Annotated in this window: 27 protein-coding genes; 17 read left to right on the plus strand and 10 right to left on the minus strand. The window is 67.6% G+C overall.

The features are described 5' to 3' along the window. Positions 1 to 23: 23 nt before the first annotated feature. The 5 genes from mdh to J2753_RS13500 all read left to right on the plus strand — a co-directional run bounded on the left by mdh (position 24) and on the right by J2753_RS13500 (position 5380). Positions 24 to 938, plus strand: a complete 915-nt coding sequence (mdh, locus tag J2753_RS13480) for a malate dehydrogenase (RefSeq protein WP_209492575.1) — start codon at positions 24 to 26, stop codon at positions 936 to 938. 42 nt (positions 939 to 980) lie between these two features. Next, positions 981 to 1883 carry a CPBP family intramembrane glutamic endopeptidase gene (locus J2753_RS13485; protein WP_209492576.1) on the plus strand — a complete coding sequence of 301 codons (903 nt, stop codon included), beginning with the start codon at positions 981 to 983 and terminating at the stop codon, positions 1881 to 1883. Between the two features lie 112 nt (positions 1884 to 1995). After that, on the plus strand, positions 1996 to 2937 hold the full coding sequence (locus tag J2753_RS13490; RefSeq protein ID WP_209492577.1) for a twin-arginine translocation signal domain-containing protein: 942 nt from the start codon (positions 1996 to 1998) through the stop codon (positions 2935 to 2937). A 10-nt stretch (positions 2938 to 2947) separates the two neighbouring features. Beyond that, positions 2948 to 4828, plus strand: coding sequence for an outer membrane protein assembly factor BamB family protein (locus tag J2753_RS13495; RefSeq protein ID WP_209492578.1), 1881 nt, complete (start codon positions 2948 to 2950; stop codon positions 4826 to 4828). Between the two features lie 60 nt (positions 4829 to 4888). Continuing rightward, entirely contained in the window at positions 4889 to 5380 is a 492-nt protein-coding gene (locus J2753_RS13500) for an FxLYD domain-containing protein (RefSeq protein WP_209492579.1), read from the plus strand. Between the two features lies 1 nt (position 5381). On the opposite strand, the gene J2753_RS13505 is transcribed toward J2753_RS13500, so the two are convergent. From J2753_RS13505 to J2753_RS13515, 3 genes are all read right to left on the minus strand, one after another. Further along, positions 5382 to 6386 (minus strand): zinc-binding dehydrogenase, encoded by a 1005-nt coding sequence (locus J2753_RS13505; protein ID WP_345777195.1) that lies wholly within the window; start codon positions 6384 to 6386, stop codon positions 5382 to 5384. A gap of 105 nt (positions 6387 to 6491) precedes the next feature. Continuing rightward, entirely contained in the window at positions 6492 to 7754 is a 1263-nt protein-coding gene (locus J2753_RS13510; protein WP_209492581.1) for a COG1470 family protein, read from the minus strand. A gap of 116 nt (positions 7755 to 7870) precedes the next feature. Then, positions 7871 to 9619, minus strand: a complete 1749-nt coding sequence (locus J2753_RS13515) for an excinuclease ABC subunit C (protein WP_209492582.1) — start codon at positions 9617 to 9619, stop codon at positions 7871 to 7873. A 562-nt stretch (positions 9620 to 10181) separates the two neighbouring features. Here J2753_RS13515 and J2753_RS13520 point away from each other — a divergent pair. From J2753_RS13520 to J2753_RS13535, 4 genes are read left to right on the plus strand one after another with little or no spacing between them, the layout of a single operon-like run. Then, a complete protein-coding gene (locus J2753_RS13520) occupies positions 10182 to 10439 on the plus strand; it encodes a hypothetical protein (protein WP_209492583.1) in 258 nt (85 codons plus the stop codon). Between the two features lie 59 nt (positions 10440 to 10498). After that, positions 10499 to 11446 (plus strand): ABC transporter ATP-binding protein, encoded by a 948-nt coding sequence (locus J2753_RS13525; protein ID WP_209492584.1) that lies wholly within the window; start codon positions 10499 to 10501, stop codon positions 11444 to 11446. Next, positions 11443 to 12333 (plus strand): ABC transporter permease, encoded by an 891-nt coding sequence (locus J2753_RS13530; RefSeq protein WP_209492585.1) that lies wholly within the window; start codon positions 11443 to 11445, stop codon positions 12331 to 12333. Before J2753_RS13525 ends, J2753_RS13530 begins: the two co-directional genes overlap by 4 nt. A 58-nt stretch (positions 12334 to 12391) precedes the next feature. Beyond that, a complete protein-coding gene (locus J2753_RS13535; RefSeq protein WP_209492586.1) occupies positions 12392 to 13135 on the plus strand; it encodes a class I SAM-dependent methyltransferase in 744 nt (247 codons plus the stop codon). A 3-nt stretch (positions 13136 to 13138) separates the two neighbouring features. Here J2753_RS13535 and gnd read toward each other — a convergent pair whose 3' ends face one another. Further along, positions 13139 to 14038, minus strand: coding sequence for a phosphogluconate dehydrogenase (NAD(+)-dependent, decarboxylating) (gene gnd, locus J2753_RS13540; protein ID WP_209492587.1), 900 nt, complete (start codon positions 14036 to 14038; stop codon positions 13139 to 13141). A gap of 142 nt (positions 14039 to 14180) precedes the next feature. Here gnd and J2753_RS13545 point away from each other — a divergent pair, with 142 nt between their 5' ends. Next, on the plus strand, positions 14181 to 15284 hold the full coding sequence (locus tag J2753_RS13545) for an aminopeptidase (protein WP_209492588.1): 1104 nt from the start codon (positions 14181 to 14183) through the stop codon (positions 15282 to 15284). 535 nt (positions 15285 to 15819) lie between these two features. Further along, a complete protein-coding gene (locus J2753_RS13550) occupies positions 15820 to 16095 on the plus strand; it encodes a hypothetical protein (protein WP_209492589.1) in 276 nt (91 codons plus the stop codon). Here J2753_RS13550 and J2753_RS13555 read toward each other — a convergent pair. Then, complete coding sequence (locus J2753_RS13555) at positions 16092 to 16841, minus strand: DUF5806 family protein (protein ID WP_209492590.1); 750 nt, start codon at positions 16839 to 16841, stop codon at positions 16092 to 16094. The genes J2753_RS13550 and J2753_RS13555 overlap by 4 nt on opposite strands. A 108-nt stretch (positions 16842 to 16949) precedes the next feature. Here J2753_RS13555 and J2753_RS13560 point away from each other — a divergent pair, with 108 nt between their 5' ends. Further along, positions 16950 to 17318, plus strand: coding sequence for a universal stress protein (locus tag J2753_RS13560; RefSeq protein WP_209492591.1), 369 nt, complete (start codon positions 16950 to 16952; stop codon positions 17316 to 17318). Between the two features lies 1 nt (position 17319). After that, positions 17320 to 17886: a GNAT family N-acetyltransferase gene (locus J2753_RS13565; protein WP_209492592.1), complete on the plus strand. Its 567-nt coding sequence runs from the start codon at positions 17320 to 17322 to the stop codon at positions 17884 to 17886. Here the strand turns inward: J2753_RS13565 and J2753_RS13570 are convergent. Beyond that, entirely contained in the window at positions 17865 to 18272 is a 408-nt protein-coding gene (locus J2753_RS13570; RefSeq protein ID WP_209492593.1) for a universal stress protein, read from the minus strand. The genes J2753_RS13565 and J2753_RS13570 overlap by 22 nt on opposite strands. A 369-nt stretch (positions 18273 to 18641) precedes the next feature. Between J2753_RS13570 and J2753_RS13575 the strand changes: the two genes are divergently transcribed. After that, positions 18642 to 19436: a hypothetical protein gene (locus J2753_RS13575; protein ID WP_209492594.1), complete on the plus strand. Its 795-nt coding sequence runs from the start codon at positions 18642 to 18644 to the stop codon at positions 19434 to 19436. 96 nt (positions 19437 to 19532) lie between these two features. Here the strand turns inward: J2753_RS13575 and hemB are convergent, their stop codons facing one another. Then, positions 19533 to 20537, minus strand: a complete 1005-nt coding sequence (gene hemB, locus J2753_RS13580) for a porphobilinogen synthase (protein ID WP_209492595.1) — start codon at positions 20535 to 20537, stop codon at positions 19533 to 19535. A gap of 89 nt (positions 20538 to 20626) precedes the next feature. Here hemB and J2753_RS13585 point away from each other — a divergent pair, with 89 nt between their 5' ends. After that, entirely contained in the window at positions 20627 to 20791 is a 165-nt protein-coding gene (locus J2753_RS13585; protein WP_209492596.1) for a DUF6757 family protein, read from the plus strand. Positions 20792 to 20794: 3 nt separating this feature from the next. On the opposite strand, the gene J2753_RS13590 is transcribed toward J2753_RS13585, so the two are convergent. Genes J2753_RS13590 through J2753_RS13600 form a run of 3 tightly spaced genes read right to left on the minus strand, consistent with a single transcriptional unit; the run spans position 20795 to position 23239 of the window. Next, positions 20795 to 21292, minus strand: coding sequence for a DedA family protein (locus tag J2753_RS13590; RefSeq protein WP_209492622.1), 498 nt, complete (start codon positions 21290 to 21292; stop codon positions 20795 to 20797). A gap of 52 nt (positions 21293 to 21344) precedes the next feature. After that, positions 21345 to 22178: a PHP domain-containing protein gene (locus tag J2753_RS13595; RefSeq protein WP_209492597.1), complete on the minus strand. Its 834-nt coding sequence runs from the start codon at positions 22176 to 22178 to the stop codon at positions 21345 to 21347. A gap of 44 nt (positions 22179 to 22222) precedes the next feature. Further along, the gene (locus tag J2753_RS13600) at positions 22223 to 23239 is read right to left on the minus strand and encodes a DUF5784 family protein (protein WP_209492598.1); all 1017 of its coding nucleotides are present in this window, start codon (positions 23237 to 23239) and stop codon (positions 22223 to 22225) included. A 129-nt stretch (positions 23240 to 23368) separates the two neighbouring features. Between J2753_RS13600 and J2753_RS13605 the strand changes: the two genes are divergently transcribed. Together J2753_RS13605 and J2753_RS13610 are read left to right on the plus strand one after the other, a co-directional pair. Further along, complete coding sequence (locus J2753_RS13605; protein WP_209492599.1) at positions 23369 to 23542, plus strand: DUF5786 family protein; 174 nt, start codon at positions 23369 to 23371, stop codon at positions 23540 to 23542. Between the two features lie 90 nt (positions 23543 to 23632). Continuing rightward, complete coding sequence (locus J2753_RS13610) at positions 23633 to 23857, plus strand: DUF7561 family protein (RefSeq protein WP_209492600.1); 225 nt, start codon at positions 23633 to 23635, stop codon at positions 23855 to 23857. Positions 23858 to 23927: the final 70 nt, after the last annotated feature.

Genomic DNA, 23927 nt, shown 5'->3' on the forward strand with positions numbered 1-23927 from the left:
GACTGGCCCAACCCAGAGACATCATGACGAAAGTCAGCGTAGTCGGTGCGGCCGGGACTGTCGGCGCCGCGGCGGGCTACAACCTCGCGCTCCGTGACGTGGTCGACGAACTGGTGTACGTCGACATCCCCGAACAGGAGGACGTGACCGTCGGGCAGGCCGCCGACGCCAACCACGGCATCGCGTACGACTCCAACACCACCGTCCGACAGGGTAGCTACGCCGATACCGCCGGCTCCGACGTGGTGATCATCACCGCCGGCATCCCGCGCAAGCCGGGCCAGACCCGGATCGACCTCGCGGAGGACAACGCGCCGATCATGGCCGACATCGGCGCCTCGCTGGCCGAACACAACGACGACTTCGTCTCGATCACCACCTCGAACCCGGTGGACCTCCTCAATCGGCACCTGTACGAGGCGGGCGACCGCGACCGGAACAAGGTGATCGGCTTCGGCGGCCGTCTGGATTCGGCACGCTTCCGGTACGTGCTCTCCGAGCGCTTCGATACGCAGGTCCAGAACGTCGAGGCGACGATCCTCGGCGAACACGGCGACGCACAGGTGCCCATGTTCTCGAAGGTGCGCGTCGACGGCCGGGACCCCGAGTTCACCGCCGCGGAACGCGAGGAGATCCTCGGCGACCTTCAAGAGTCGGCAATGGACGTGATCGAACGGAAGGGCGCGACCGAGTGGGGGCCCGCGACCGGCGTCGCCCACATGGCCGAGGCGGTCATCAACGACACTGGCGAAGTCCTCCCCGGCAGCGTCGTGCTCGACGGCGAGTTCGGCTACGAGGACACCGCCTTCGGCGTCCCGGTCAAACTCGGCGCCGACGGCGTCGAGGAAGTAGTCGAGTGGGAACTCTCGGCCTACGAGTCCGACCTCATGGACGACGCCGCCGAGAAACTCCGCGAGCAGTACGCGACAATCGAGTAACCCCGGGAACGTTTTTGCCGACCGCGGTGTCACCGGGAACGCATGGAGACTCGGTTCCCGACACCCGAACGGCTCGAACGCCGACGCATCGGCGTCTTCCTCCTCGTCGCCTTCGGCGTTTCGTGGGCGACGGCGCTGGCCATCTGGGCCACCGGCGGCCTGACCGACAGCCCCGAGATCACCGAGGGGATCACGCTCGCGACCGTCCTCCTGCCGTCGGCGTATATGTTCGGCCCCGCAATCGGTGCCGTCGCCGCCCGACTCGCCACCGGCGAGGGGTGCCAGCACCACCGCCTCCGCCCCGAGTTCGAGGGGACGATGTGGCTCTACGCGGCGGCGTGGCTCGCGCCCGCGGGGCTGGTCGTCGCCGGCAGCGCGCTCTACTTCGCGGTGTTCCCCGGCCAGTTCGACCCGACGATGGCGGCGTTCCGCGGGCAGTTAGCGGCGGCCGGGGTGGCGATGGATCCCCGACTGCTGGCGGTGATTCAGATCATCGCCGCACTGACGGTCGCGCCGCTCATCAACGGGCTCCTCGCGTTCGGCGAGGAGTACGGCTGGCGGGCGTACCTGCTCCCGAAACTGTGGCCCCTCGGGCGCCGGCGCGCTATCGTCCTCACCGGCGTCGTTTGGGGCGTCTGGCACTGGCCGATCATCGCGATGGGGTACAACTACGGCTTCGACTACCCCGGCTTCCCGTGGACGGGGATGGTCGCGTTCCTCGCCTTTACCGTCGGCGCCGGGACGTTCCTCGCCGTGCTGACCGAGCGAGAGGGGAGCGTCTGGCCCGCGAGCGTCGGCCACGGCGCGATCAACGCCATCGCCGGCGTCGCGGTGCTGTTCGTCGCCGGCCAACCCAACAGCCTACTCGGCCCGACGCCGGTGGGCGTGCTGGCGGCGCTGCCGTGGCTGGCGCTGGCTGTGTGGCTGCTCGGTGACTCCGACTGACGGTGTATCGGTCGGCACGGGCCACCATCATGACCTCCGCTATCGCTGCTTGTTATAGCCATTAATAGTCATGCGAACATGTTTTGGTCGGGAAGCGGGAATATCCAGTGGTATGGTGACAAATGCCAATGAAGAGTACATCACCGACGAGGAGCGTAGAGAGTTCCTGAAAGCGCTCGGCGTCGGCGGAGCCGTCGCTGCGGGCGGAGTAGGGCTAACTGAGGTCCGGAACTCGATGACCGCAAGCGAGAGTGCCGGGCTGTCGGCGGTCGGCGAGTCGATCCGGGCCGACCTCGCGGGCCGGATGGACGCTGAGCTGATCGCGTCCCAACAGGCCACGGTCGCGACGGCGACCAGCCAGCTTTCGGGCGTCGTCGAGCGGGGACTGCCTGCCGACCAGCAGCGCCACGAGTTCGCCGCCGTCGAGGAGGCGGCGCGGCCGATCTTCGATCACCTGACCGAGGCAGGGTTCTTCGAGGTGACTACCGAGCACCTCCCGGCGTTCGAGCCGTCCTACCTGGAGTCGGCGGTGAGCTCGTTCGTCGGCACCGAGGCGCTCGCCGAACCCCTCTCGGGGATGGGGCTGGGCGAGGGTGCCGGCGTCGACATGCTCTCGGAAGTGATCGCCAACGCCGAGGAACTCGGCGAGCGCCACTGGGTCGCGACCGACGAGATCCCGCGAGCCGAGATCGAGTTCGGGGAGTACATCCCCTCGATGACCCGGGGCGCCGCCGGCGGGGCGCTGCTCTGGCTCAAGGATCTCGACCATCACCTCTGGAGCCACCAGGTCGTGCTGACCGAGGAGATCCTCGCGGATGCGACCTGGCACGGCCAGTCGATGGCCGCGGGGTTCCAGCTAATGGCTGAGGGCGCAAAAACCATCGCCGCCGACGGCGACGTGCTCGCAAACGACGAACTGACGGCGCTGCTGTCGACCGGCTTCGCCGTGCAGGCCATCGCACAGGGACTGCTTCCACAGGACGCCTACTGGGTGTCCGAGGAGATGCGCGGCGAGCGACGGACCGACCTGCAGCGAGTAACCCGCGGGAACTGAGGTGAGAGAGATGCATCCAAACGACTTCATCAAACCCGACGTCAACGACCACGACTTCGAGGAGGACGGGGAGCCGATGCTCGAGGAGAACGTCCACGAACTCCAGCAGGAGGTCCCCGGAGAGGACGTGACCGACCAGATGCTCCGGGAGGACATCGCGAACCCGAACTCCTGGCTCCACTACAATAAGGGGCTCGAACAGATCGGGTTCGCGCCGGCCACCCGGATCACCCCGGAGAACATCGGCGACCTGAGTCCCGAGTACATGATCGACGAGTACGGCGGGAGCCAAAACGAACCGATCATCGTTCCGGGCGACCCGCCGGTGCTCTACTACACGCAGGCCAGCCCCCAGGAGGTCCGGGCAGTCAACGCGCGGACCGGCGACGAGTACTGGCGGTTTGCCTACTCGAACGAGAACACGAAGGGGCTCACGCAGGCCAACCGCGGCGTCGCGGTGTATCAGGACAAGGTGTACCTCGGTGCCCACGACAACAGCCTCATCGCCATCGACCGCTACACCGGCGAGCAGGTCTGGAAGACAAAGACGCTCACGCCCAAACAGGAAGAAGAGATGAGCGTCCCCGAGCGGATGGCGAACACGCAGGCCCCGGAACTGTTCGACGGCCTCGTGTTCAAGGGGATGACCGGCTACTACGGTGGCTGGGGTGCCTACACGGCCGTCGACGCCGAGACCGGCGAGATCCAGTGGCAGTACGAGGTGATCCCCGAGGACGAGTGGGTCGGCGAATCGTGGCGCTACGGCGACGCCTCGCCGTGGAACAGCGCCGCCATCGACCCGGAGTCCCGGACCATCTTCATCCCGGGTGCCAACCCCGGGCCGATGATGAACGGCGTCGTCCGGCCGGGGCCGAACAAACACTCCGACTCGGTCATCGCCCTCGACGTCGACTCCGGCGAGGAGAAGTGGACGACCCAACTGGTCGCCCACGACTGGCACGACTACGACACGTACAACACCCGGATCGTGGAGATGGAGGTCGACGGCGAGGTCAAACGGGTCCTCGAGGCGGTCAACAAGACCGGCTACCTCTACTTCCTCGACATCGAGACGGGCCAACTCATCGAGCGTTCGCGGCCCTACGCGAAGCAGGGCGGCGAAGTCGACTTCATGGGGATTCTCCCGAAGGGCCAGGAGAACGCCGCGACCGTCTGGCCCTCCGACTGGGGGTCGACGGAGTGGACGCCCGACTCCTACAACCCACAGACGGGGCTGGCCCACATCGCGGCCAACGACACGGTGAAACGCTACTGGTACGACGACTACGAGTACGATAGCTCCGTCGCGGAGGTCAACGTCGGCGGCGGCTTCCAACTCGTCGACTACGAGGAGTTCCCGGACATCTCCGCCCACATCACCGCCATCGATCCGGCGACCGGCGAGGAGGTCTGGCGCGAGGAACTCGAACAGGACAAATACCAGTCCCGCGCCGGCGGGACGACAGCCGCCGGCGGCGGCGTCGTGTTCGCGAGTTCGCCGACGGCGAACCTCGTCGCCGTCGACGCCGAGTCGGGCGAGCGCGTGTGGGAACACAGCGTGACCGACCCGCCGCGAGGGATCACCGCCGCACCCGTCTCCTGGGACGACCCAGTCGAGTCGAAACAGTACGTCGCGGTTGCGAGCGTCGACGGGATCCAGGTGTTCGCACTCGAAGCCCAGGAGGAGACCGCGACACCGACCGAAACCGCGACAGAGACGGCGACAGCCACGGACGAACCGGCGGACACCGCGACTGACACGGAGGAAACGACGAGCACGGACAGTCCCGGATTCGGCGCCGCCGCCACCGCGGCGGGCCTCGGGAGCGCGGCGTACGCGGCCAAACGCCGATACGACGGCCAGAATGACGACGAGTCGGACGAAACCTGAGGCCACGTCCGACCCCGCGAAGCCACAGCATCTATGGGCTCTGCGGCCGCAGACGGCGGTATGCGCCGCCGTGCCCTCCTCTCCAGTGCGCGCACCGCCCTCCTGACCACCCCGCTACTCGCGCTCGCCGGCTGTTCCGGGTTCGGGAGCGGCGGCAGCGAGTCGCCGACCGACACTGCCGAACCGACCGACACCGTCGAGTCGCCGTCATCAACCGACACCCCGACTGCATCGCCCACATCGACGCCAGCCGTGGTACAGACCCCCGACGGTCTCCGCGTGGTTGAGCACGCGCTCGTCCGCTCGAACGAGGGGACCGAGGACGAACTGGTCGGCGTCGACGCGGTGATCGAAAATACGGGCGCAGAAGCAACAGATGCGACCGCGACGGCTCGGTTCTACGATGGATCGGGAAGCCTGCTCGACGAGAGCGAGGCCGACACAACCGACCTCTCGTCCGGCGGTCGCTGGTCGCTGGAGCTACTGTTCGGCGGCAGCGGCGAGGCCGCCCGGGCCGTCGCCGACTACCGGCTGGTCGTGGAGCGGGTCTGAGTTACTCGTTGACCAGCAGGATCTTCCCGACGAACTCCCCGGACTCGGCCAGTTCGTGGGCCTCGTCGACGTCCGAGAAGCTGAAGCGCCGGTCGATGTGGGGCGCGACCGCGCCGTCGTCGACCAGCGTCGCGATGTCCTCGAGTTCGTCGCCGACGCGCTCCTGCCCCTCGCCCAGCAGCACCGGGAGGATGACCAGCACGACCCCGAGTTCGAGGGACTGCTGGTGCATCGGCGCGAGCGAGAGGTCCTCGGCCGCGCTGGACTCGGTGGTGACGACGCTCCCGAACGGTCGAACGGCCTCGAACGCGGTCGCGAGGTGGTCGTCGCCGATGGGGTCGAAGACGGTGTCGAAGCCAGCGCCGTCGGTGTGTTCCGCGACGTACGCCCCGGGATCGGTTTCGGTGTAGTCGATGGCCGCGTCGGCGCCGAGATCGAGTGCAAGGTCACGCTTCTCGGCCGTCGATCCGGTAGCGACGACGTTCGCGCCGAGCCAGCGGGCGATCTGCACGCCGATGTGGCCGACACCGCCGCTGGCGCCGTAGACGAGCACGTCGTCGCCGAGGCCGACGTCGCTCTTGTCGGTGAGCATCTCCCAGGCCGTCAGCGCGACGACGGGGAGCGCCGCGGCGTCGGCCAGCGGGATCGACTCCGGCGCGTCGGCGAACGTCCCGGCGTGGCCGACGACGTAGTCCGCGAGGGCGCCCTGTCGACCGGCGCCGCCGGGCATCCCGTACACCTCGTCGCCCGCCTCGAAGCGCTCGACGCCTTCGCCGACGACGTCGACGACGCCCGAGATGTCACAGCCGAGCGTTGCGGGGAAATCCGGCGCGAACGGGTCGATGTGGCCCGCGCGGATCTTGTAGTCGACGGGGTTGACGCTGGAGGCGACGACCTCGACCCGGATCTCGCCGGGGGCCGGATCCGGGACCGGCTGCTCGGTCTCGGTGAAAACACCCGGGTCGCCGTACTCCTCGATGACGTGTGCGGTCATCTCTGATGGCATACTCGAACGGAGGAACTACCCGGGGGAGAACTCGGCGGTAGTGACACGCGGCAGCGGCGCTGTTCGGTTGGGGTGTGCGAAAAAGTGGAAGACGGCGCTGTCGGCCTACTCGCCGCTATCGGACTCGTTGCGCGTGAGTTCGTACTGGAACCCGATGGTGTCCTGTGGCATGATCTCGACTCCCCACTCGCCCGTATCGGGTGCGTCGAGGACGTAGACGAACTCGGTCTGACCGTTGTTATCGGCGTAGGCGCCCTCGGTGGTGCGCTGGCGGGCGCCGAGGTCGACGTGGCCGCGCTTGGAGACCTGCACGCGCTCGGCCTCGATGCGCTCACCGTCGGGCGAGACGAACGTGACGTTGAAGCTCGCCGCGTCGGCGTTCTCCGCCGAGCGGTAGTTCCGCGGCGTCAGCGTGAGCGTCACGTCGTCGGTGCGCTCGGTCACGGTGAACCCGGTCGTGAACGGCTCGCTGGGCTGTTCCCAGACGACGAAGTTCACGTTGATCTCCTGCCAGTAGTTCCCGCGGTCGGGCCGGTTGGGGTCTTTCAGACCCAGGTCGATGGAGGTGTCGTAGCGGCCGCGCTCGGCGTCCTCGCCCGGGGAGATGGAGATGGTCACCGTTGCGGTCTCGCCCGGCGCGATCTGGCTTGGCGCGTCGATGTCGATCCAGGACTGGTCGACCTGCTCCGAGCAGCCGGGACCGTGGCAGGTGCCGCGCTGCTTGGCGCGCTCGGGGCTCACCGGCACGGACTCCTCGCCGGTGTTCTTGATCACGATCTCCTTGGTGACCGTGTCGCCCGCTTCGACCTGCGTGCTGATGTACGTCTCAGAGAGGATCTTGACGGTCGGCTCCTTCCAGACGTTGACGCTGGTGTGGGCCGCGTGGATCGGTCGCGGCGGCTGGCCGGCGACCGGTTTCGTGGTCTGGTTGGTGAACGCGATCTGGCCGGAGTAGCGCGCGATCTCGGCGTCCTCGGGGATCGAGATGCTCACTTCGTACTCGACCTCCGCGCCGGCCTCGATGGTGTCGGGGCCGGAGATGTCGACCCACGACGCTTCGAGGGGGTTGCGGTCGGTCGGCGACGTGAACAGGTGCGGGTTCACGTCGACCGCCTCGTCCTCGCCGTTCTCGACGGTGACGGTGAACGTCCCGCTCTGGCCGGGCTTGAGGTCGAGGTAGCTCTCACGCGCGTCGACGTAGAGCCGCGTGTAGTTCGTTTGACCGTCGCCGGCGTCGGCGCCGGTCGCAGTCGCGGTCGCGGCCGCGGGGGTGGCCACGTTCGCGCCTGCGTCGGTCGGTGCGACTGCCGCCGCGGCTGGCACACTAGCCAGTGCGACGACGAAGGCGATCAGGATGACTCGTTTCATGGGTTTGGCGTACGCTGACGACTCGCCATGGAGGGCGGAGGGCAGCGAACAGGCGGCCGTTCGCTCGGTGACGTGAAATAGCTTCTGGGGATTGATGTGGGCGAGAAAAACGCCCGCTAGAGTCGTCGCCGGATGCGTTCGGCCGTCGTGGCGCCGATGCCGTCGACGTCCCGCAGGTCGTCCTCGCCGGCCTCGCGGACGGCGTCGACGGAGCCGAACCGCCGCAGCAGGCGCTTTCTGGTCTCCGGGCCGACCCCATCCACCTCGTCGAGCGCCGTTCCCACGTCGTCGCGGACGCTCTGGTGGTACTGGACGGCGAAGCGATGGGCCTCGTCGCGCACGCGCTGGAGCAGGTGAAGGTGGGGCGCGTCGTCGTCGAACCGCTCGACGTTGTCGGGAGTGATCACTAGCTCCTCGGCTTTCGCCAGCGCGATGCAGGGCACCTGCCAGCCGGTCTCGTCCAGCGCGTCCATCGCCGCGCCCAACTGCCCTTCGCCGCCGTCGATGAGCAGGAGATCCGGATCCGGGCGGTCGTCGCGCCCCTCGACGGCGCGCTCGGCCCGCCAGCGCACCAGTTCGCGCATGTTGGCGTAGTCGTCGTTCCGGTCGGTGAGCTTCTTGCGGCGGTAGCCGGACTTCTCGGCGCTGCCGCCGGCGAAGCAGACGTCGCTGCCGACGACGGCCTTCCCCTGTGCGTGGCTCACGTCGAACCCCTCGATGCGCTCGGGTCGGGGGATGTCGAGCGCCTGTCCCAGCGCGCCCACGGGGTCGTCGGCGCCGCCGACGCCGCTGCGGGCGTTCTTGAGCGCCAGTTCGACCAGCTTCCCCTCCCGGCCCGCGCCGGGCACCGACACGTCGACGCCGGCGGAATCGAGCCAGTCGAGCACGTCCTCGTCGTCCGGGCGCTCGGAGAGCAGAATCGCGTCCGGTAGCTCTCGCTCGGCGTAGTACTGCGTGAGGAAGGCCGAGAGGAGTGTGGCGACGCGGTCCTCGCCCTCCGGCGCATCGAGCCGGTGGCGGGAGCGGTCGACGAGCTGGCCGGAATCGGCGTGCAGACGCGCAACGGTCGCGTTCTCGCCCTCGACGACGGCCGCGAGCACGTCCACCTCGCGCCGACTGCTGGGCGAGGAAACGGCCTCACCGCCGCCGCCGTGGAACGCCTCGACGGCTTCCAGTCGGTCGCGGGCGTTGGCCGCGCGCTCGAACTCCTCCGCTTGGGCGGCCTGCTCCATCTCCCGGCCCAGCGGGTCGGCGAGCACGCCCGTCTCGCCCTCGAAAAAGCGGATCGCGCTCTGGACGTCCTCGGCGTAGCGCTCGGCGTCGATGGCGTCGACGCAGGGCGCCGAGCAGAGCCCCATCTCGTGGTCGAGGCAGGGCCGCTCGCGGTTCTGGAACTTGTGGTCCGAACAGCCACGCAGGCCGTACGTCTCCCGGATGGCCTTCACGACCGTCTCGACCTCGCCTTTCCGGGTGTAGGGGCCGAAAACCGTGGCCGCGTCGTCGGGGTCGCGGGTGATCTCGATACGGGGGTACTGGTGGTCCGTTAGCTGGACCAGCGGGTAGGATTTGTCGTCCTTCAGCCGGACGTTGTAGCGGGGCTGATGGCGCTTGATCAGGTTCGCCTCCAGCAGGAGGGCTTGCGTCTCGGTGTCGGTGACGGCGGTGTCGATGGCGTCGGCGCGGGCCACCATCCGCCGGATGCGGTCGCTGCGGGGATCGGCGTAGGAGCGCACGCGGTCACGGATGTCGACGGCTTTGCCGACGTAGAGCACCGTGTCGACGTCGTCGCCGCGTTCGAGGAAGCGGTAGACCCCCGGCTCCCGGGGGAGGTCGCGCGCGCGCTCTCGAACCTCGCTCGCGTCCATCTATCCGGGGTAGGGGGTGGGCGCGTTTCAGCGTGACGCCCCATGATCGTGGAGCGCGTTTAGTCAGTGGGTTAGAACCACCGTGAAAGCCCCTTCCGATCCCACCCGACAGCATTCGCCGGGTACGAGGCCCGGCGCGGCATCCGGTCCCCGCTCCTCCCCGTCGCCGCCGGCGCTCGCTCGTTGCACTCGCTCGCGCGTTGGCGGCGACGCTACCACCGCATCCGGCGCGAAGCGCTCGCACCGCCATGCGCGAGCAAGCGCGAGGGATGAGCGAGTGAGCAGAGCGAACGAGCGAATCGGCTGGGGAGGATGAGGTTGCGGTGGGCGGGACTGAAAGGGGCTACTCGCTCGACGAACCCGGCCGACGTAAGCACTGCAGCGACCGAAGGGAGCGAAGCGCGCAGCGAGGCCCGGGAGTCGAGCGGGTAGGGGCTTTCTCGGTGTTTACGACCAATCCAGTAACCCCTAGAACCCAAACTGACGTGGCAGTCGTCGATACAGCAACCGAGACCCATACCCGACCGTCGGCTACAAACCGACCCCGATCCAACCCCGAACCATGCCCCGCGTCTGGCTCGTCGAACGCGATGTCGACAGCCGCAACCTCGTGACGATGACCTACGCCACCCCGGACGGCGAGCGCGCGTTCACCCGGCAGGCGGCGCTGGATAGCCTCGCACGCCGAGACGGTCCCACCGCCGCCGTCGATGTCGAGGAGGACCGACTCGAAACCGTCGGCGACCCCGAGACCGCCGCGCGATACGCCGAGGAGGCCGAACGCGTCGCCGAGCGCCACGACCCCGAAGACAGTCTGTAGGAATTCTGACCCCCTCGCGGAGCCGAAACCCTTTATCGGGAACCGAAGCAACCCCGCCCATGGCCGCTATCGAACTCGACGGGGTGACCAAGCGGTTCGGCGACGTGACCGCCGTCGACGGACTGGACCTGACGGTGGCTGAGGGCGAGGTGTTCGGCTTCCTCGGCCCCAACGGCGCCGGGAAGTCGACGACTATCAACGTCCTGCTGGACTTCGTCCGCCCGACCGAGGGGTCGGTGCGGGTGCTCGGGATGGACCCACAGCGCGAGAGCGTCGCCGTCCGGGAGCGCACCGGCGTGCTCCCGGAGGGGTTCTCCGTCTACGACCGGCTGACGGGCCACGAACACCTCGAGTTTGCCATCGAGTCCAAGGACGCCGACGCCGACCCGGACGCACTGCTGGAACGTGTCGGCCTCGCGGGCGACGGCGACCGCAAGGCCGGCGGCTACTCCAAGGGGATGGCCCAACGGCTCGCACTCGGGATGGCGCTCGTGGGCGATCCGGACCTGCTGATCCTCGACGAACCCTCCTCCGGCCTCGACCCCGCCGGCGCGAAGGAGATGCGCGAAATCGTGCGCGAGGAGGCCGACCGCGGCGCGACGGTGTTCTTCTCCAGCCACGTGCTGGGACAGGTCGAAGCGGTCTGTGACAGCGTCGGCATCCTCCGAGAGGGGAAACTGGTCGCGCGCGACTCCATCAGGGGGCTGCGTGAGGCGGTCGGCACCGGCGCGACCCTCGAAATCACCGCCGAGGGCGTCACCGACGACCAACTCGACGCCGTGCGCGACCTCGACGGCGTCGACGCCGCGACGACCGACGGGACCGTGGTGACGGTACAGTGCGATCCCGAGGCCAAGACCGCCGTCATCGGCACCTTGGAGGACGCGGGCGTCGTCGTCGACGACTTCGCCACTCGCGAGTCGTCGCTGGAGGACCTGTTCCTCGCCTACACGGAGGGTGACGCGCCGGGTGCTAGTGAGGCCGCGGACTCGGAGGTGGAGGCATGAGCTGGGAGGCCGTCGCCCGGAAGGACTTCCGCGACGCGGTGCGCTCGCGCTGGCTCTGGGTGCTGTCGGCGCTCTCGGTGCTCGTGTTCGCCGGCGCCGCCGTCGGCCGGCTGTACGTGGGCAACGGCGCCCAGAACACCCAGGGGCTCGTGCAGGGGTTCCTCTTCTTCCTGAAACAGGGGACCGCGATCCTGATCCCGCTGACCGCGCTGGTGGTCGCCTACGGCGCCATCACCCGCGAGCGGGAGTCGGGAACGATCAAACTCCTGCTCTCGCTGCCCCACTCCCGGGACGACGTGGTGCTCGGGAAGTTCCTCGGCCGCAGCGCCGTGGTGACGCTGCCGGTACTGATCGGCTTCTTCGTCGCCTTCCTCGCGCTACTGCCCGCTGGCTCGGGCGTGGACATCCTCGTCTACGTCGAGTTCGCGCTGCTGACCGCGCTGCTGGGCGTGGTGTTCGTCGGCATCGCCGTCGGCGTCTCCGCGGCCGCGAACACGAATCAGCAGGCGCTCGTGGGCGCCGGCGGGCTGTTCAGCATCTTCTGGTTCCTCTGGAACTTCTTCGTCAGCGGCGTCAACCGCGCGGCGACGGAGCTGTTCGGGCTCTCGAACCCCGCCCAGTTCCGGCTTCGGCTGGCGCTGAAGATCCTCAACCCGATTCAGGCGTACAAGACGCTGGTCGACAGCCTGTTCATGAGCGGCCTCGAAGCCCGCGTCCGGATGTTCAGCATGCTACTCGGGATGATCCCGAACCAGCAGGCCGCGCAGGCGCTGGGCCCGGAGCTCTCGCCGCTGTTCGCCGATTCGATGGTGCTGCTGGCGATGCTGGTCTGGCTGGTCGTCCCGCTGGCGGTCGGGATCGTCTGGTTCCGCGAGGCGGAACTGTAGACGCTCGACCCACAGAAACTATATCAGCCGTTCGACCGATCCGCGACGTACGCCCTCCATGTCGGACGATGACGAGCGAGTGACCGTCGCGGGGTACGACCGACTCGCCGACGCCACGGACCTTGACCAGTGGGAGAGTCCGTGGGGCGACAGCCACTATCAGCGCCACTACGTCTGGCCCGCCGCTGCGTCGATGCTGCCGGAAGTAGACGGCTTGGACGTACTCGACGCCGGTTGTGGCGTCGGCTCTTACACCGAGTGGTTCCACGACAACGGCGCCGCCGTCGTCGCCGTCGACGCGAGCGAGGACGCACTCGCGAGCGCCCGTGAGCGATGTCCCGAGGACGTAACGTTCTACCAGCAGAATCTGACCGAACCGTTCGAGTTCGCCGATAGCGATAGCTTCGACCTCGTGTTCAGCAACCTCGTGCTGGACCACATCGAAGATTGGTGCCCGGTCTTCGAAACGTTCGCCCGCGTGCTGCGTCCGGGCGGAACGGTGGTGTTCACCACAATTCACCCGTTTCGGCGCTACCTGAACCACCGCGATGACCTGGCTAACTACTACGAGACCGAGGGGTACGTGGTCGAGTGGGGAAGCACGGACGTGGAGATCGAGTCGTACTACCGACCGATCGGGGAAGTGGTCAACGCCGTCGCAGACGCCGGATTCCGGATCGACGAGTTCCGCGAGGCTAGACCGCAGGAGAGTTACGAGGACCACCAGCCCGAGCGCTACGAGAGCGCGATGGCGAAACCGGATACGCTGTGTGTCCGGGTCGAGTTGCCCGGGAACCGCTAGCGACTACTGCCGGGAGACCTCGTGCCGGCCGAACCCGTATCGCAGGCGGTTGGCGAGCCGTCGGGCGAATCGCCCCTCCTCGGGGGCGCGCGAGCCGAACCGCTCGGCGAGCGCCTGGTAGATGAGTGGGACGGGCACCTCCTGTTCCAGCGCCTCCTGTACCGTCCACGTGCCCGTCGAGCCACCGGCGACGTGGTCGGCGACATCGCCCAGATCGTTGCCCTCCTCGCGGAACGCCTCCTCGCAGAGTTCGAGCAGCCACGAACGAATCACGGCGCCGTTGTTCCACGTCCGGGCGACAGACTCCAGATCGAGGTCGTAGCGACCGTTCGCGAGCAGTTCGAACCCTTCCCCGTAGGTCTGCATCAGCGCGTACTCCACGCCGTTGTGGACCATCTTCACGTAGTGGCCCGAGCCGGCGGGACCCATCCGGTCGTGCCCGGCGTTCCCGGTGGCGACGGCGTCGAAGACCGGGACCATCGCCTCGTAGGCCCACTCGGGGCCGCCGACCATCAGCGAGAAGCCGAGATGTGCGCCCGCGGGGCCGCCGGAGGTGCCACAGTCGAGGTAGGCGGCCTCCGTCTCCGCGGCCCGGCGCACGGACTTCTCGAAGTGGGAGTTGCCGCCGTCGACGACTACGTCGTCCGCGTCGAGGTGGGGTTCGAGGTCGTCCAGGGTGGCGTCGACGGGGTCGCCCGCCGGCACCATCAGCCAGATGCGTTTCTCCTCGCCGAGTCGGTCACAGAGATCCGCGACGCTGTCGGCGGGCGTCGCGCCCGCCTCGGCGGCCTCGGCGGTGGCCTCCGCGCTGAGGTCGAACGCGACCACGTCGTGGCCCGCGTCGATAGTTCGGTCGACGACGATCTGTCCCATCCGACCGAGTCCGATGACGCCGAGTTCCATACTCGGAACTGTGAGGGTAGCGTGGTAGCCGTTGCGGTCCCGTGCGGGCGTCGATGTCGCTGGCGTGCCGTGCGGTAGTAGGGACGCCCTGGGCCGGGGCAGTCCCGCGGGTATTTTGCCGCCGAGGGGCGACCGCCCGGGCATGGACGAACGCATCCGTGAACACGCGAGGACGCTGGTCGACTGGAGTGCCCGGATCGAGGCGGGCGACAACGTGGTGCTGTCGGTCGCCGAGGGCGCCCACGACCTCGCCGTCGCCGTCGCCGAGGAACTGGGGAAGCGCGACGCGAACGTGGTGACGCTGTACAACTCCGACGAAGTGAGCCGCGCACACACCCGCGCCCACAGCGACGAGTTCGACGAGGACCCCGAGTACGAGCGCGCGCTGTACGCGAACGCCGACTCGGTGCTGAGCCTCGGCGGCGGCCACAACACCACCGCCAGCGCCGACGTGCCCGCCGAGAAGCGCCAGGCGAAGGGCCGCGCCCGGCAGGGGATCCGCGAGGCACGGATGGACACCGACTGGGTGTCGACGGTCCACCCGACGCGCTCGCTGGCCCAGCAGGCCGGCATGAGCCACGAGGCGTATCAGGCGTTCGTCTACGACGCCATCCTGCGGGACTGGGAGGAACTGGCCGACAAGATGGCGATGATGAAGGACCTGCTCGACGAGGGCAGCGAGGTCCGCATCGTCAAGGAAGACACCGACCTCACGATCTCCATCGAGGGCCGGACGGCGGTCAACTCCGCCGCCAGCGTGGCCTACGACTCCCACAACCTCCCCTCCGGCGAGGTGTTCACCGCGCCCCACGCGACGGAGGGCGAGGTGTTCTTCGACGTGCCGATGACGATCAACAGCCAGCGCGTGCGGAACATCCACCTCACGTTCGAGGATGGCGAGGTCGTCGACTTCGCTGCCGAGCAGAACGAGGACGTCATCGCGGAGGTACTGGACACCGACGAGGGGGCCAAACGGCTGGGCGAACTCGGCATCGGGATGAACCGCGGCATCGACCAGTTCACCGACAGCATCCTGTTCGACGAGAAGATGGGCGATACGGTGCATCTGGCGCTCGGGCGGGCCTACGAGTCGAACTTCCCCGAGGGCAGCGAGGACGAGGCCAACGACTCGGCGGTCCACGTCGACATGATCACCGACATGAGCGAGGACTCGCGGATGGAGGTGGATGGGGAGGTGGTCCAGCGTAACGGGACGTTCCGGTGGGAGGACGGGTTCGAGGAGTAGGTAGATCGGGTCGGAGGCGTCGATATTCTCGGTATCGGTTTTTGCTCTAGGACTGCATCGGCGAACAGCACCGCGGAGTTCCCTTGGACACTTGTAACGGCACCGCTCAGCACAGCCCACAGCCTCCCCAGCCGACTCGCTCGGGCTTAACCCTCGCTCGTCCCTCGCGCGCTCGTTCGCGCCGACGCGTTGTGCGGGCGACCCGTGCGTCGCCCGCACGGCCAGCGAGAGCTTCGCTCTCGCCCTGCTCACGTCACGCGCCACCACCGCGCGGTGCGGGTGCGGTGGACGCCTCGCGTCGGCGAATCGTCGCCGACGCCGGGGGAGGGGTGGGGACCCGGCGCTGCGCCGGACCTCGGGTCCGGCGCCCGGCTGTTTCTCAGGTGTCAACGATAGAGCTGCTGTTGCTGCGGCTGTCCCGAAAACCGTACGCCATTCTGCCGTCGACACACCAGCAGTCCCCTATCGAGATACCACCAACTACCCAGTAAAACGGCCACCGAGATTTTCACCCCCACGCCACAACCCACGCCCCATGCCCGAGTTCGACGCCGACGCCGTCGACCCGACGCTCCGACTGCTCTACCAGTCCGGCGTCGGCATCTCGCCCAGCGGCATCGCCGCCAACCTCCAGCACCGGATGAACGACCCACCCTCCAGAACCGCCGTTCTGAACGCGGTCCGGGAGCTATCCGAAGGCCGGTACATCCGCTCGATCAGCGACGTGGAGTCCTGCTACATCATCACCGACCACGGCCGGGACTACGTCGAGACGGAGATAGACGACGAGGCGATGGGGTTCGTCGACTAGTCAGTTTCGTGGACGTGCCCACACTCCGGGCACTTGACCTCCTCCCCGCGCACCTCCGCCGACGCCTCCCGCACCTCGCGCATCACCCGCGAAATCTCGTCCTCCGCTTCCAGTTCCTCGTCGACGGAGAGATCCACACCCTCGACCTCCAGGAGGAACTTCGCGATCTCGGTCACCTCGTACATCGTGTCGTCGAGCTCCTCGGCCGTGTAGAACCCCGACATCGCACCGTAGAGGAACGTCGCGCCGGCCTTCGTGACCTTCTCCTCGAAGGACGCGCGGGCCTGATTCACCGCCTGCGGCGAGTAGGTGTCCGTCATAAAGGGCACCAGCCGCGGGAGGTTCTCGCCGATCTTGGTCATCTCGACGCCGGTCTCGGTCCGGAAGTCCGCACAGAGTCGCGCGATGGCCCACTCGCGGGCGGTGATGTACGTCCGCTCGCGCAAGAACTCGTTGACGCGGTCGTAGTCCGCGCGGTCCATCTTCGTGAACCGGGTGTACTCCTGTACGTCCTCGGGCACGTCGGCGGGCATGTCGTCGAGGCCAGTGCGCTCGTGGGTCGGCTGAGTGTCAGTCGGCTCGCTATCGGTGGCGTCACGCTCTGTCGGGCCGTCGTCGACGCCTGCCGTGGGGGCGTCGCCCGCTGCATCGGGAGATTCGTCAGTCGGCGACTCGTACTCGGGCGACTCGCGGTCGCCGGGCGTCGCTCGGTCGTCGTTTGCAGACGGCGTCGGATCCTCGCTCATGCCCCTACCTGACACAGCCACGGACATAGGGCTACTCCTCCGCCGGCGGCCAGCGCGGGTCGACGCCCGCCCCGGGGGTTTATCAACCGAGGGGGCGTCCGGCCGGCCATGAAGGTGCTGCTCGGGATCGGCGGGAGCGACGACTCCATTCGGGCGCTGGAGGCGGTCGTGGCCCGCGCCGCGGCGGTCGGCGACGACCTCACCATCGCCATCGTCGAGAACCCCCGGTCGCCGCGTTCACGCGAGGAGATCGCCGAACGGGCACGCGAGGAGCTCGAGGGCGCCGGTATCGACGCCCCGATCCGGCAGGTCGAGGGCAACCCCGGGAGCGAACTGGTCGACATCGCCGAGCGCGGGGCGTTCGACGAGATCGCGCTCGGCGGCGGGCAGACCAGCCCCATGGGAAAGATCAACGTCGGCAGCATCGCGGAGTTCGTGCTGTTGAACGCCCGGACGACGGTCCGGCTGATCCGGTGAGATGACCGGACCAACGCGCTATCCGGACGAACCCGTCGGCGGCTTCCCGTCGCCGCCCCGTACCGTCGAGGACGCCGATGGCCGTGAGATCGATCTCCGGGCCTACGACGGCAGCGACGACGAACGCGAGGCGCTCCGGGCGATGTACGAGGCGTTCGACCCCGCCGACCGCGCACAGGGGATCCCGCCGAGTCGGCCCGGAAAACTCGAAGAGTGGCTCGACCGCATCCTCACCACCGAGTGCTGCAACGTGTTCGCGTGGGACGGTGACGACGTGGTGGGTCACGCGACGCTGGTGCCCGAGAACGGCCCCGAGTCGCCCTACGAACTCGCCATCTTCGTGGTCCAATCCCACCAGGGCGCCGGGATCGGGACGGCGTTGATGAAGTCGATACTGGGCCACGGCGCCGACGAAGGCATCTCGAAGGTGTGGCTCACTGTCGAGCGTTGGAACCGGTCGGCGGTGGGTCTGTACGAGAAGATCGGGTTCGAAACCACCGACGCCGAGAGCTTCGAGTTGGAGATGGCGATCCGACTCGACGCCGGTCAGACCGAAAGCACGGGCTGACTCGCGTAGCGGAGCACGTACTCCGCCGTCTTCTCCAGGACGGCCGCGCGGGTCCCGGTCTGGGGCTCGCGGGGGACGACGAGGAAGTCCGCGCCGTCCTCCTCGGCAGTGTCGAGGACGACGCTGCCGGGGTGTTGGCTGAGTCGGTCCGTCGAGAACCCCGAGACCGTCCCGGTAGCGACGTCGACGCCGTGGTCGGCCGCGATCTCCGTGGCTGTCTCTTCGTACTCCTCGGCGTCGCGGTCGGCGACCGCGCTCTCGCCGAGCACGTAGACGACCTGTACGTCGGCGTCGTAGGCTTCGGCGACGGTCGCCGCGTACTCGAGGGCGCGGGTCGACTCCTCGCTCCCGTCGACGGCCACGAGCACGAGGTCGAACGGATCCATGGGTGTGAGTCCGGGCGGGGACGCAAAACCGTTTCCGTGCGAGGTCGGGGCAACTCCGCGACCGAAGCTCTCACGAGTGAAGCGGGTGAGAGCACGTCGGAGCTTGCTCCGACGGAGGGAGCGGAGGCAAACCGCCTCGAAAGCGAACGGCGAACGGAGTGAGCCGTGAGTCACGAGCGCCGTGGGGGAACCCCCGACACTAGTGAGGATCGTATCTGGTAGTGATCTTCATCTGTCTCTTTACTTATGGAGGGAGGCTACAGGTTCGATGGGTTGCTACTGCGAAGATACCAACGCCACCGCCGAGTTCAAGAGTTCGTGATTCATAGTACTGTCAGATAATGGATTATGACCGATCGGGGTGAACGTATGAACTCCGGGACGAAGATTCTGCACCAACAGGCAGTTCGAATTCCGCTGCCAGATGTGGAAGCAGAACGTTCCCACCACAAGAACATGGCGAGAATTGCAGCGGCTGGCGAGCGAAAGAGCGAGTTGCTCAACGACCCAGATGTCCCGTTAACGGAGGTATATGAGGACGAACTGGATGAAATGAGACAGAGTTTCAAACACCGTTTACACCAGATTGCTGGCGATGACTACTACGAGGTTGCGACCGCGTATCTCGATGGGGAGCGTGACGACTGGATCGGAGCACTCGCAGCGTATTACTTGGAGTGTTACTATCGTCTTCAGGAGCGATACACCGTTGACGAGCAAATTTTCTTCTTGGTGATTCTGCGATATCCGGACTGTTTCACGGTGAACCTCAGTTTCCTCACCGGCGATATCAGCCCCGCTGCAGTTCGATACGAGTCCATCAAACACGTGGAGGCAAATCTCAACGAACACCACCAAGAACAGTACTACGCAGACTGTCAGTACTCCCAGCACAAGGCGTCGGAATACCTTCGTGAGAGCGTCAACTGCATTCGGGAAGCGTTCCCGGATCCGGATACGACTCCGTATGAGCAACGCCAGTATGGGGGGTTTGTACACGTCACCGGGCGGGACGGCACGACGTTCGCAGAGGTCCTTGATTCACTCTCTGCAAACTCGGATCGGTTCGATGACGAGGCCACGTCCCCGAGCCTCGTATCGGAAGGCCCAGAGACCAGCCGAGCTAAGGAAACATATGTTTCGAACCCCGAGATCAAACTCTAGATGAAGTTTCTTCCTAACGACTGTTGGGGATAGACCATCCCAGAAACGCGAGTGGTGAGACCGGCACCCCGCTTACACGTCCCGCGCCCCAGTCACTCAGAGCGACTCGGCCACGTCCTCGGCGAAGTAGGTCAGGATCAGGTCCGCGCCGGCGCGCTTGATCGACAGCAGCGACTCGTGCGCGACGGCATCGAGGTCCAGCCAGCCCTTCTCGGCGGCGGCCTGCAGCATCGCGTACTCCCCGGAGACGTTGTACGCCGCAACCGGGTGGTCGTGGTCCTCGCGCACCTGCGCGACCACGTCGAGGTACGGCAGCGCGGGCTTGACCATCAGCACGTCGGCGCCCTCGGTCACGTCGAGTTCGACCTCGCGGCGGGCCTCCCGGGCGTTCGCCGGGTCCATCTGATAGTGCCGGCGGTCGCCGAAGGCGGGCGCGCCGTCGGCGGCGTCCCGGAACGGCCCGTAGAACGAGGACTCGTACTTGGCGGCGTAGGACATGATCGGGCGGTTCCGGAACCCCGCCGAATCGAGACCGTCGCGGATGGCGCCGACCATGCCGTCGAGGCTGGCCGATGGAGCGACCATGTCCGCGCCCGCTTCAGCGTGGGAGACGGCGGTTTCGGCGAGCAGGTCGACGCTCTCGTCGTTCCGGACGGTGAGATGCGGGTCCTCGTCGGCGCCCGGTTCGACGATGCCGCAGTGGCCGTGTTCGGTGTACTCACAGAGACAGACGTCGGTGATGACGTAGGCCCCCGTCTCCTCGGTGATCGCTCGGACCGCGCGCTGGACGACGCCGTTCTCGGCGTAGGCGCGGGTCCCCCGGGCGTCCTTGAACTCGGGGATGCCGAAGATCATGACCGCCTCGACGCCCGTCTCGAGCACCTCCTCGACGCGGGAAACGGCCTGTTCGACGGGCACGCGCTCGTGGCCGGGCATCGTCTCGATGGGGACGCGCTCGTCGGTAGTCGCGTCGACGAACACGGGCGCGATCAGGTCCGACGCCGAGAGGTCGGTTTCGGCGACGAGCGAGCGGACGCCGTCGGCCCGCAGACGGCGCGGGCGCCGGGCATCGTCGCGGCCGGGGCGAGGGGTGTGGTCCATATCGGAGCCAGCGGCCCCGGCGGCAAAACCGCGTCGCTCCGGGGGCCGGCATCCGCGTTCTTAACCGACTGGATCGCGTACTCTCGGGTATGAAATGCCACTACTGCGAGGACGACGCCGTCTACGCCGCGGAGACGGACGGGATCAAGGTCGGCCTCTGTGAGCAGCACTTCCAGGAGCGCGTCGAGGAGTTGGCCGACGACGAGGGGCTGGAAGCGCTGCGCGAGCAGACCGAGATCGACCGCGCGGAGTAATCGTTACCAGAGGACGTCGACGCCGAACACGTACAGCGCCGCCAGCGCCGACTCGAACAGCACCGTTCCGAGCGCCGAGAGCGCGACGAACCGCGCCGTCTCCATCTTCGCCAACCCCGCCGGCACCGTCAACATCCCGCGGGTGAACAGCATCGCGTTGCTCCCGGTGACCGCCGGGCCGCCCCAGCGGTCGAACCAGCCGTCGAACCGGGTGAGGGTGCGGTCGCTCACGCGGAACCACCGATTCTGCAGGAGATACTCGCGACCGGCGCGTTTCGCGACCGTAAAGAGTGCGACCTGCCCGACGGTGGCGCCGAGCACCGCGACCGCGAGAATCGGCAGCAGGCGGTCGGGGCTGTGGCCAAGCAGGGCCAGTGACCCCGGGACGAGGAGTTCGCTGGGGACGAAGTACATCAACATCGCTCCCTCCAGCACGAACACGCCGAACAGGACGAGATAAGCCCACTCCGAGTGCAGCAGCGACTGGAGCCAGCCCGGCATCTCCGAGACGATCCCCTCGTTCACGGCCGGTGGTATCGGTGTCGCGGGTAAATCAGTTACTCTCCGCCAGGGAGACCGCCTCGGGCAGGTGCTCGCGTACGCGCTTCCACGCCGCCCGCGGGAGGCCGTCGACGGCTAACTCCTCCTCGTGGGCGTCGGTGCCGCCAGTGGCCAGCAGGTCGTGTTCCGAGATGGCGGCCTCGACGGGCCGCGGGTCGAGCGACTCGGGTTCGTCCGGCGAGACCGGGCGGTCGTAGGGGTAGTAGCGCTCGACAGCGTCCAACTCGGCCGTGAGTTCCAGCGCGGCCTCGGGGTCGTCGTAGCGAAGCGGGTGCGCGAGGCCGACGAACGCGCAGGCCTCCTCGAGCAGCTCCCGACCGGTCTCGAAGTCGGGTACCTCGCGGGCGACGTAGCAGGGGCCGTCGTCGCCGATCAGGTCGTCGAAGACGGCGCCAATGGTGTCGTAGTCGGCATCGCTCTCGACGACGGCGCGGGCGATGTGTGGGCGCCCTAGCCCTTCGTGGGGTTCGATGCCGAGGTCGACGCCCAACTCGGCCTCGACGTTCTCGACGATCCGGCGCCCGCGGTCGATCCGGTCCTGCTGGAGGCGTTCGACCTCCGCGGTCAGCGCGTCGGTCTCGGTCAGGCCGTAACCCAGCAGGTCGACGCGTTCGTCGCCGGCGTCGACGCGGAGTTCGATCCCGCGGACGATCAGCAGGTCGCCTCGGCGCTCGACGGGGACCGAGATGTCGGGGTGGTAGCGGTCGTGGTCGGTGACAGCGACGGCGGCGAGCCCCTCCTCGCGGGCGGTCGCGACGAGGTCGGGCAACGACAAGGTGCCGTCTGAGACGGTGGTGTGGGTGTGGAGGTCAGCAACGACGCTCATTAGTCGAATCTGTCGGTCGCGGGAGAAACGCCTTGCGGTGTCGCTCAGTCGTCGATCCACTCGACCGCGTCCCCCAGATCAAGCGGGAGCCCCCCCTTCCGGTAGGCCTCGATGGTTCCGGAGGGGCGCAGCCGAAACACGACTGCCGGGCGGTGCCGGACTTCCGGCTGTTCGCCGGCGATAGCCAGCCAGTCGTCGTCCGGGAACGAGGAGCAGTCGACGAACAGCGTCACGCCGCCGCCGTGCTCCTCCAGTTGGCCGGTGGACTTGGTCTCGGCCGTCTCCCGGATGGCGGTGACCGGTGACGTGGCCGAGCGGTGTTTCGGCGGGAGCGGCCGGGTCACTTCCACCAGCGTCGCCTCGGCGTCGCTGGGGCGGCTGGCGCGATAGTCGATTGAGTGGCCCGTCGTCACGGCGGCCTCGGGGGTCACGTCGTAGCCCGCCTCCAGCAGGAGGTAGGCCGCGTTGAACTCCCCCATCGTCGCCGTCATCCGGGTGAGGTCCATCGTCTCGGAGGTGCCGAGTTTGCCGGCCATCGTCTCGCGGTACTCGTCGAGCGCGCCGGTCGACAGTAGCTCCTCGTAGAACGTGAGCGCCTCGTCCCGACTCGCGTCGGGGAAACCGGCGGCGTAGTCGTGGAAGAACGCGCGGGTGGTCTCCCGGCCGTCCTTCGACAGGAAGACGGGAAGGAAGAACCACGAGAGGTGCGGGTACTCCTCGAGCCACGGCGACTCCTCGGTGAGTTGGGCCAACAGCTCCCGCTCGGCCCAGCGCTTGACGGCGTAGGGGACCTCGTCGAGTCCCTGTTTGTCGGTGCGCCAGAGCGACGACGGCGTCTCGGTGTTGCCCAGCCAGTAGCCGGCGTCGTCGTCCCAGCAGAACAGCGCGGTGTCGCCGTTGTCCATGTCGAACCGGACCGCCTCGAACCCCTGGGGGCCCTGGAACCACGGATCGTTCATCTCCGCGCCGATGTTGGCCTGGAGGGCCTGCAGTAGCTCGTTGCGGACGCGCGCCTCGGACCACGAACCGGGGGCGTATCGGAACCGAAGCGGCTTTGCCACACGTTCACTCTGAACGCCGGACGGTTTACGTACTGCGATGCGGATCGGCGCCGACCGTTTCCTCATGCGATCCAAGCTGAAAACTAACCGGTACGTATATTGGGGGTTCTACCCAAGGGTAAGCATACCATGGCATTTGGAGCCTATGACGAGGGCGAACACGAACGCCGTGACCAGTTGACCTCGCAGGCTGACGCCGAGTTCGAGGAGCGGCCCCAGCAGTTCAGCGGGACCGTAAGCTACGACGCCGGTGACTCCACCGAGGAGCTACTCAACCAGTTCCACGAGATCCAAGAAGACTGATCCGCACCCGCTCTTCTGCGTCCATCCCGACCGGCGAGCGACGGCGCCGCCGCCGGAGCGCCTAACCGCCTCGGCCCCGAACCGCCGTCGATGGCCTCCCAACGCTGTGACGGCTGTGACCGGCGGGTGCGGATCGGCGGCGGTATCGGCGACTTCTGGTCGTTCAGCAACGACGGCCCGAGCCAGGGGATGGATCTGGAACTGGCCGATGGCTCGGAGTTCTTCCTCTGTTTCGACTGCATCGAGCGCCTGCCCGACGACCACGACGCGACGGCGGCGGACATCGAGGCGCTGCCCCAGCACGAGGAGCAGTAAGGGTCGCGAAAAACGGAACCGCGTTCGGACTGCGTTCTAGCGGATTTACTCCGGCTTCAGGCCTTCGTCC

The organism is Halolamina salifodinae, from assembly GCF_017874235.1.
Taxonomy (GTDB): Archaea; Halobacteriota; Halobacteria; order Halobacteriales; family Haloferacaceae; genus Halolamina; species Halolamina salifodinae.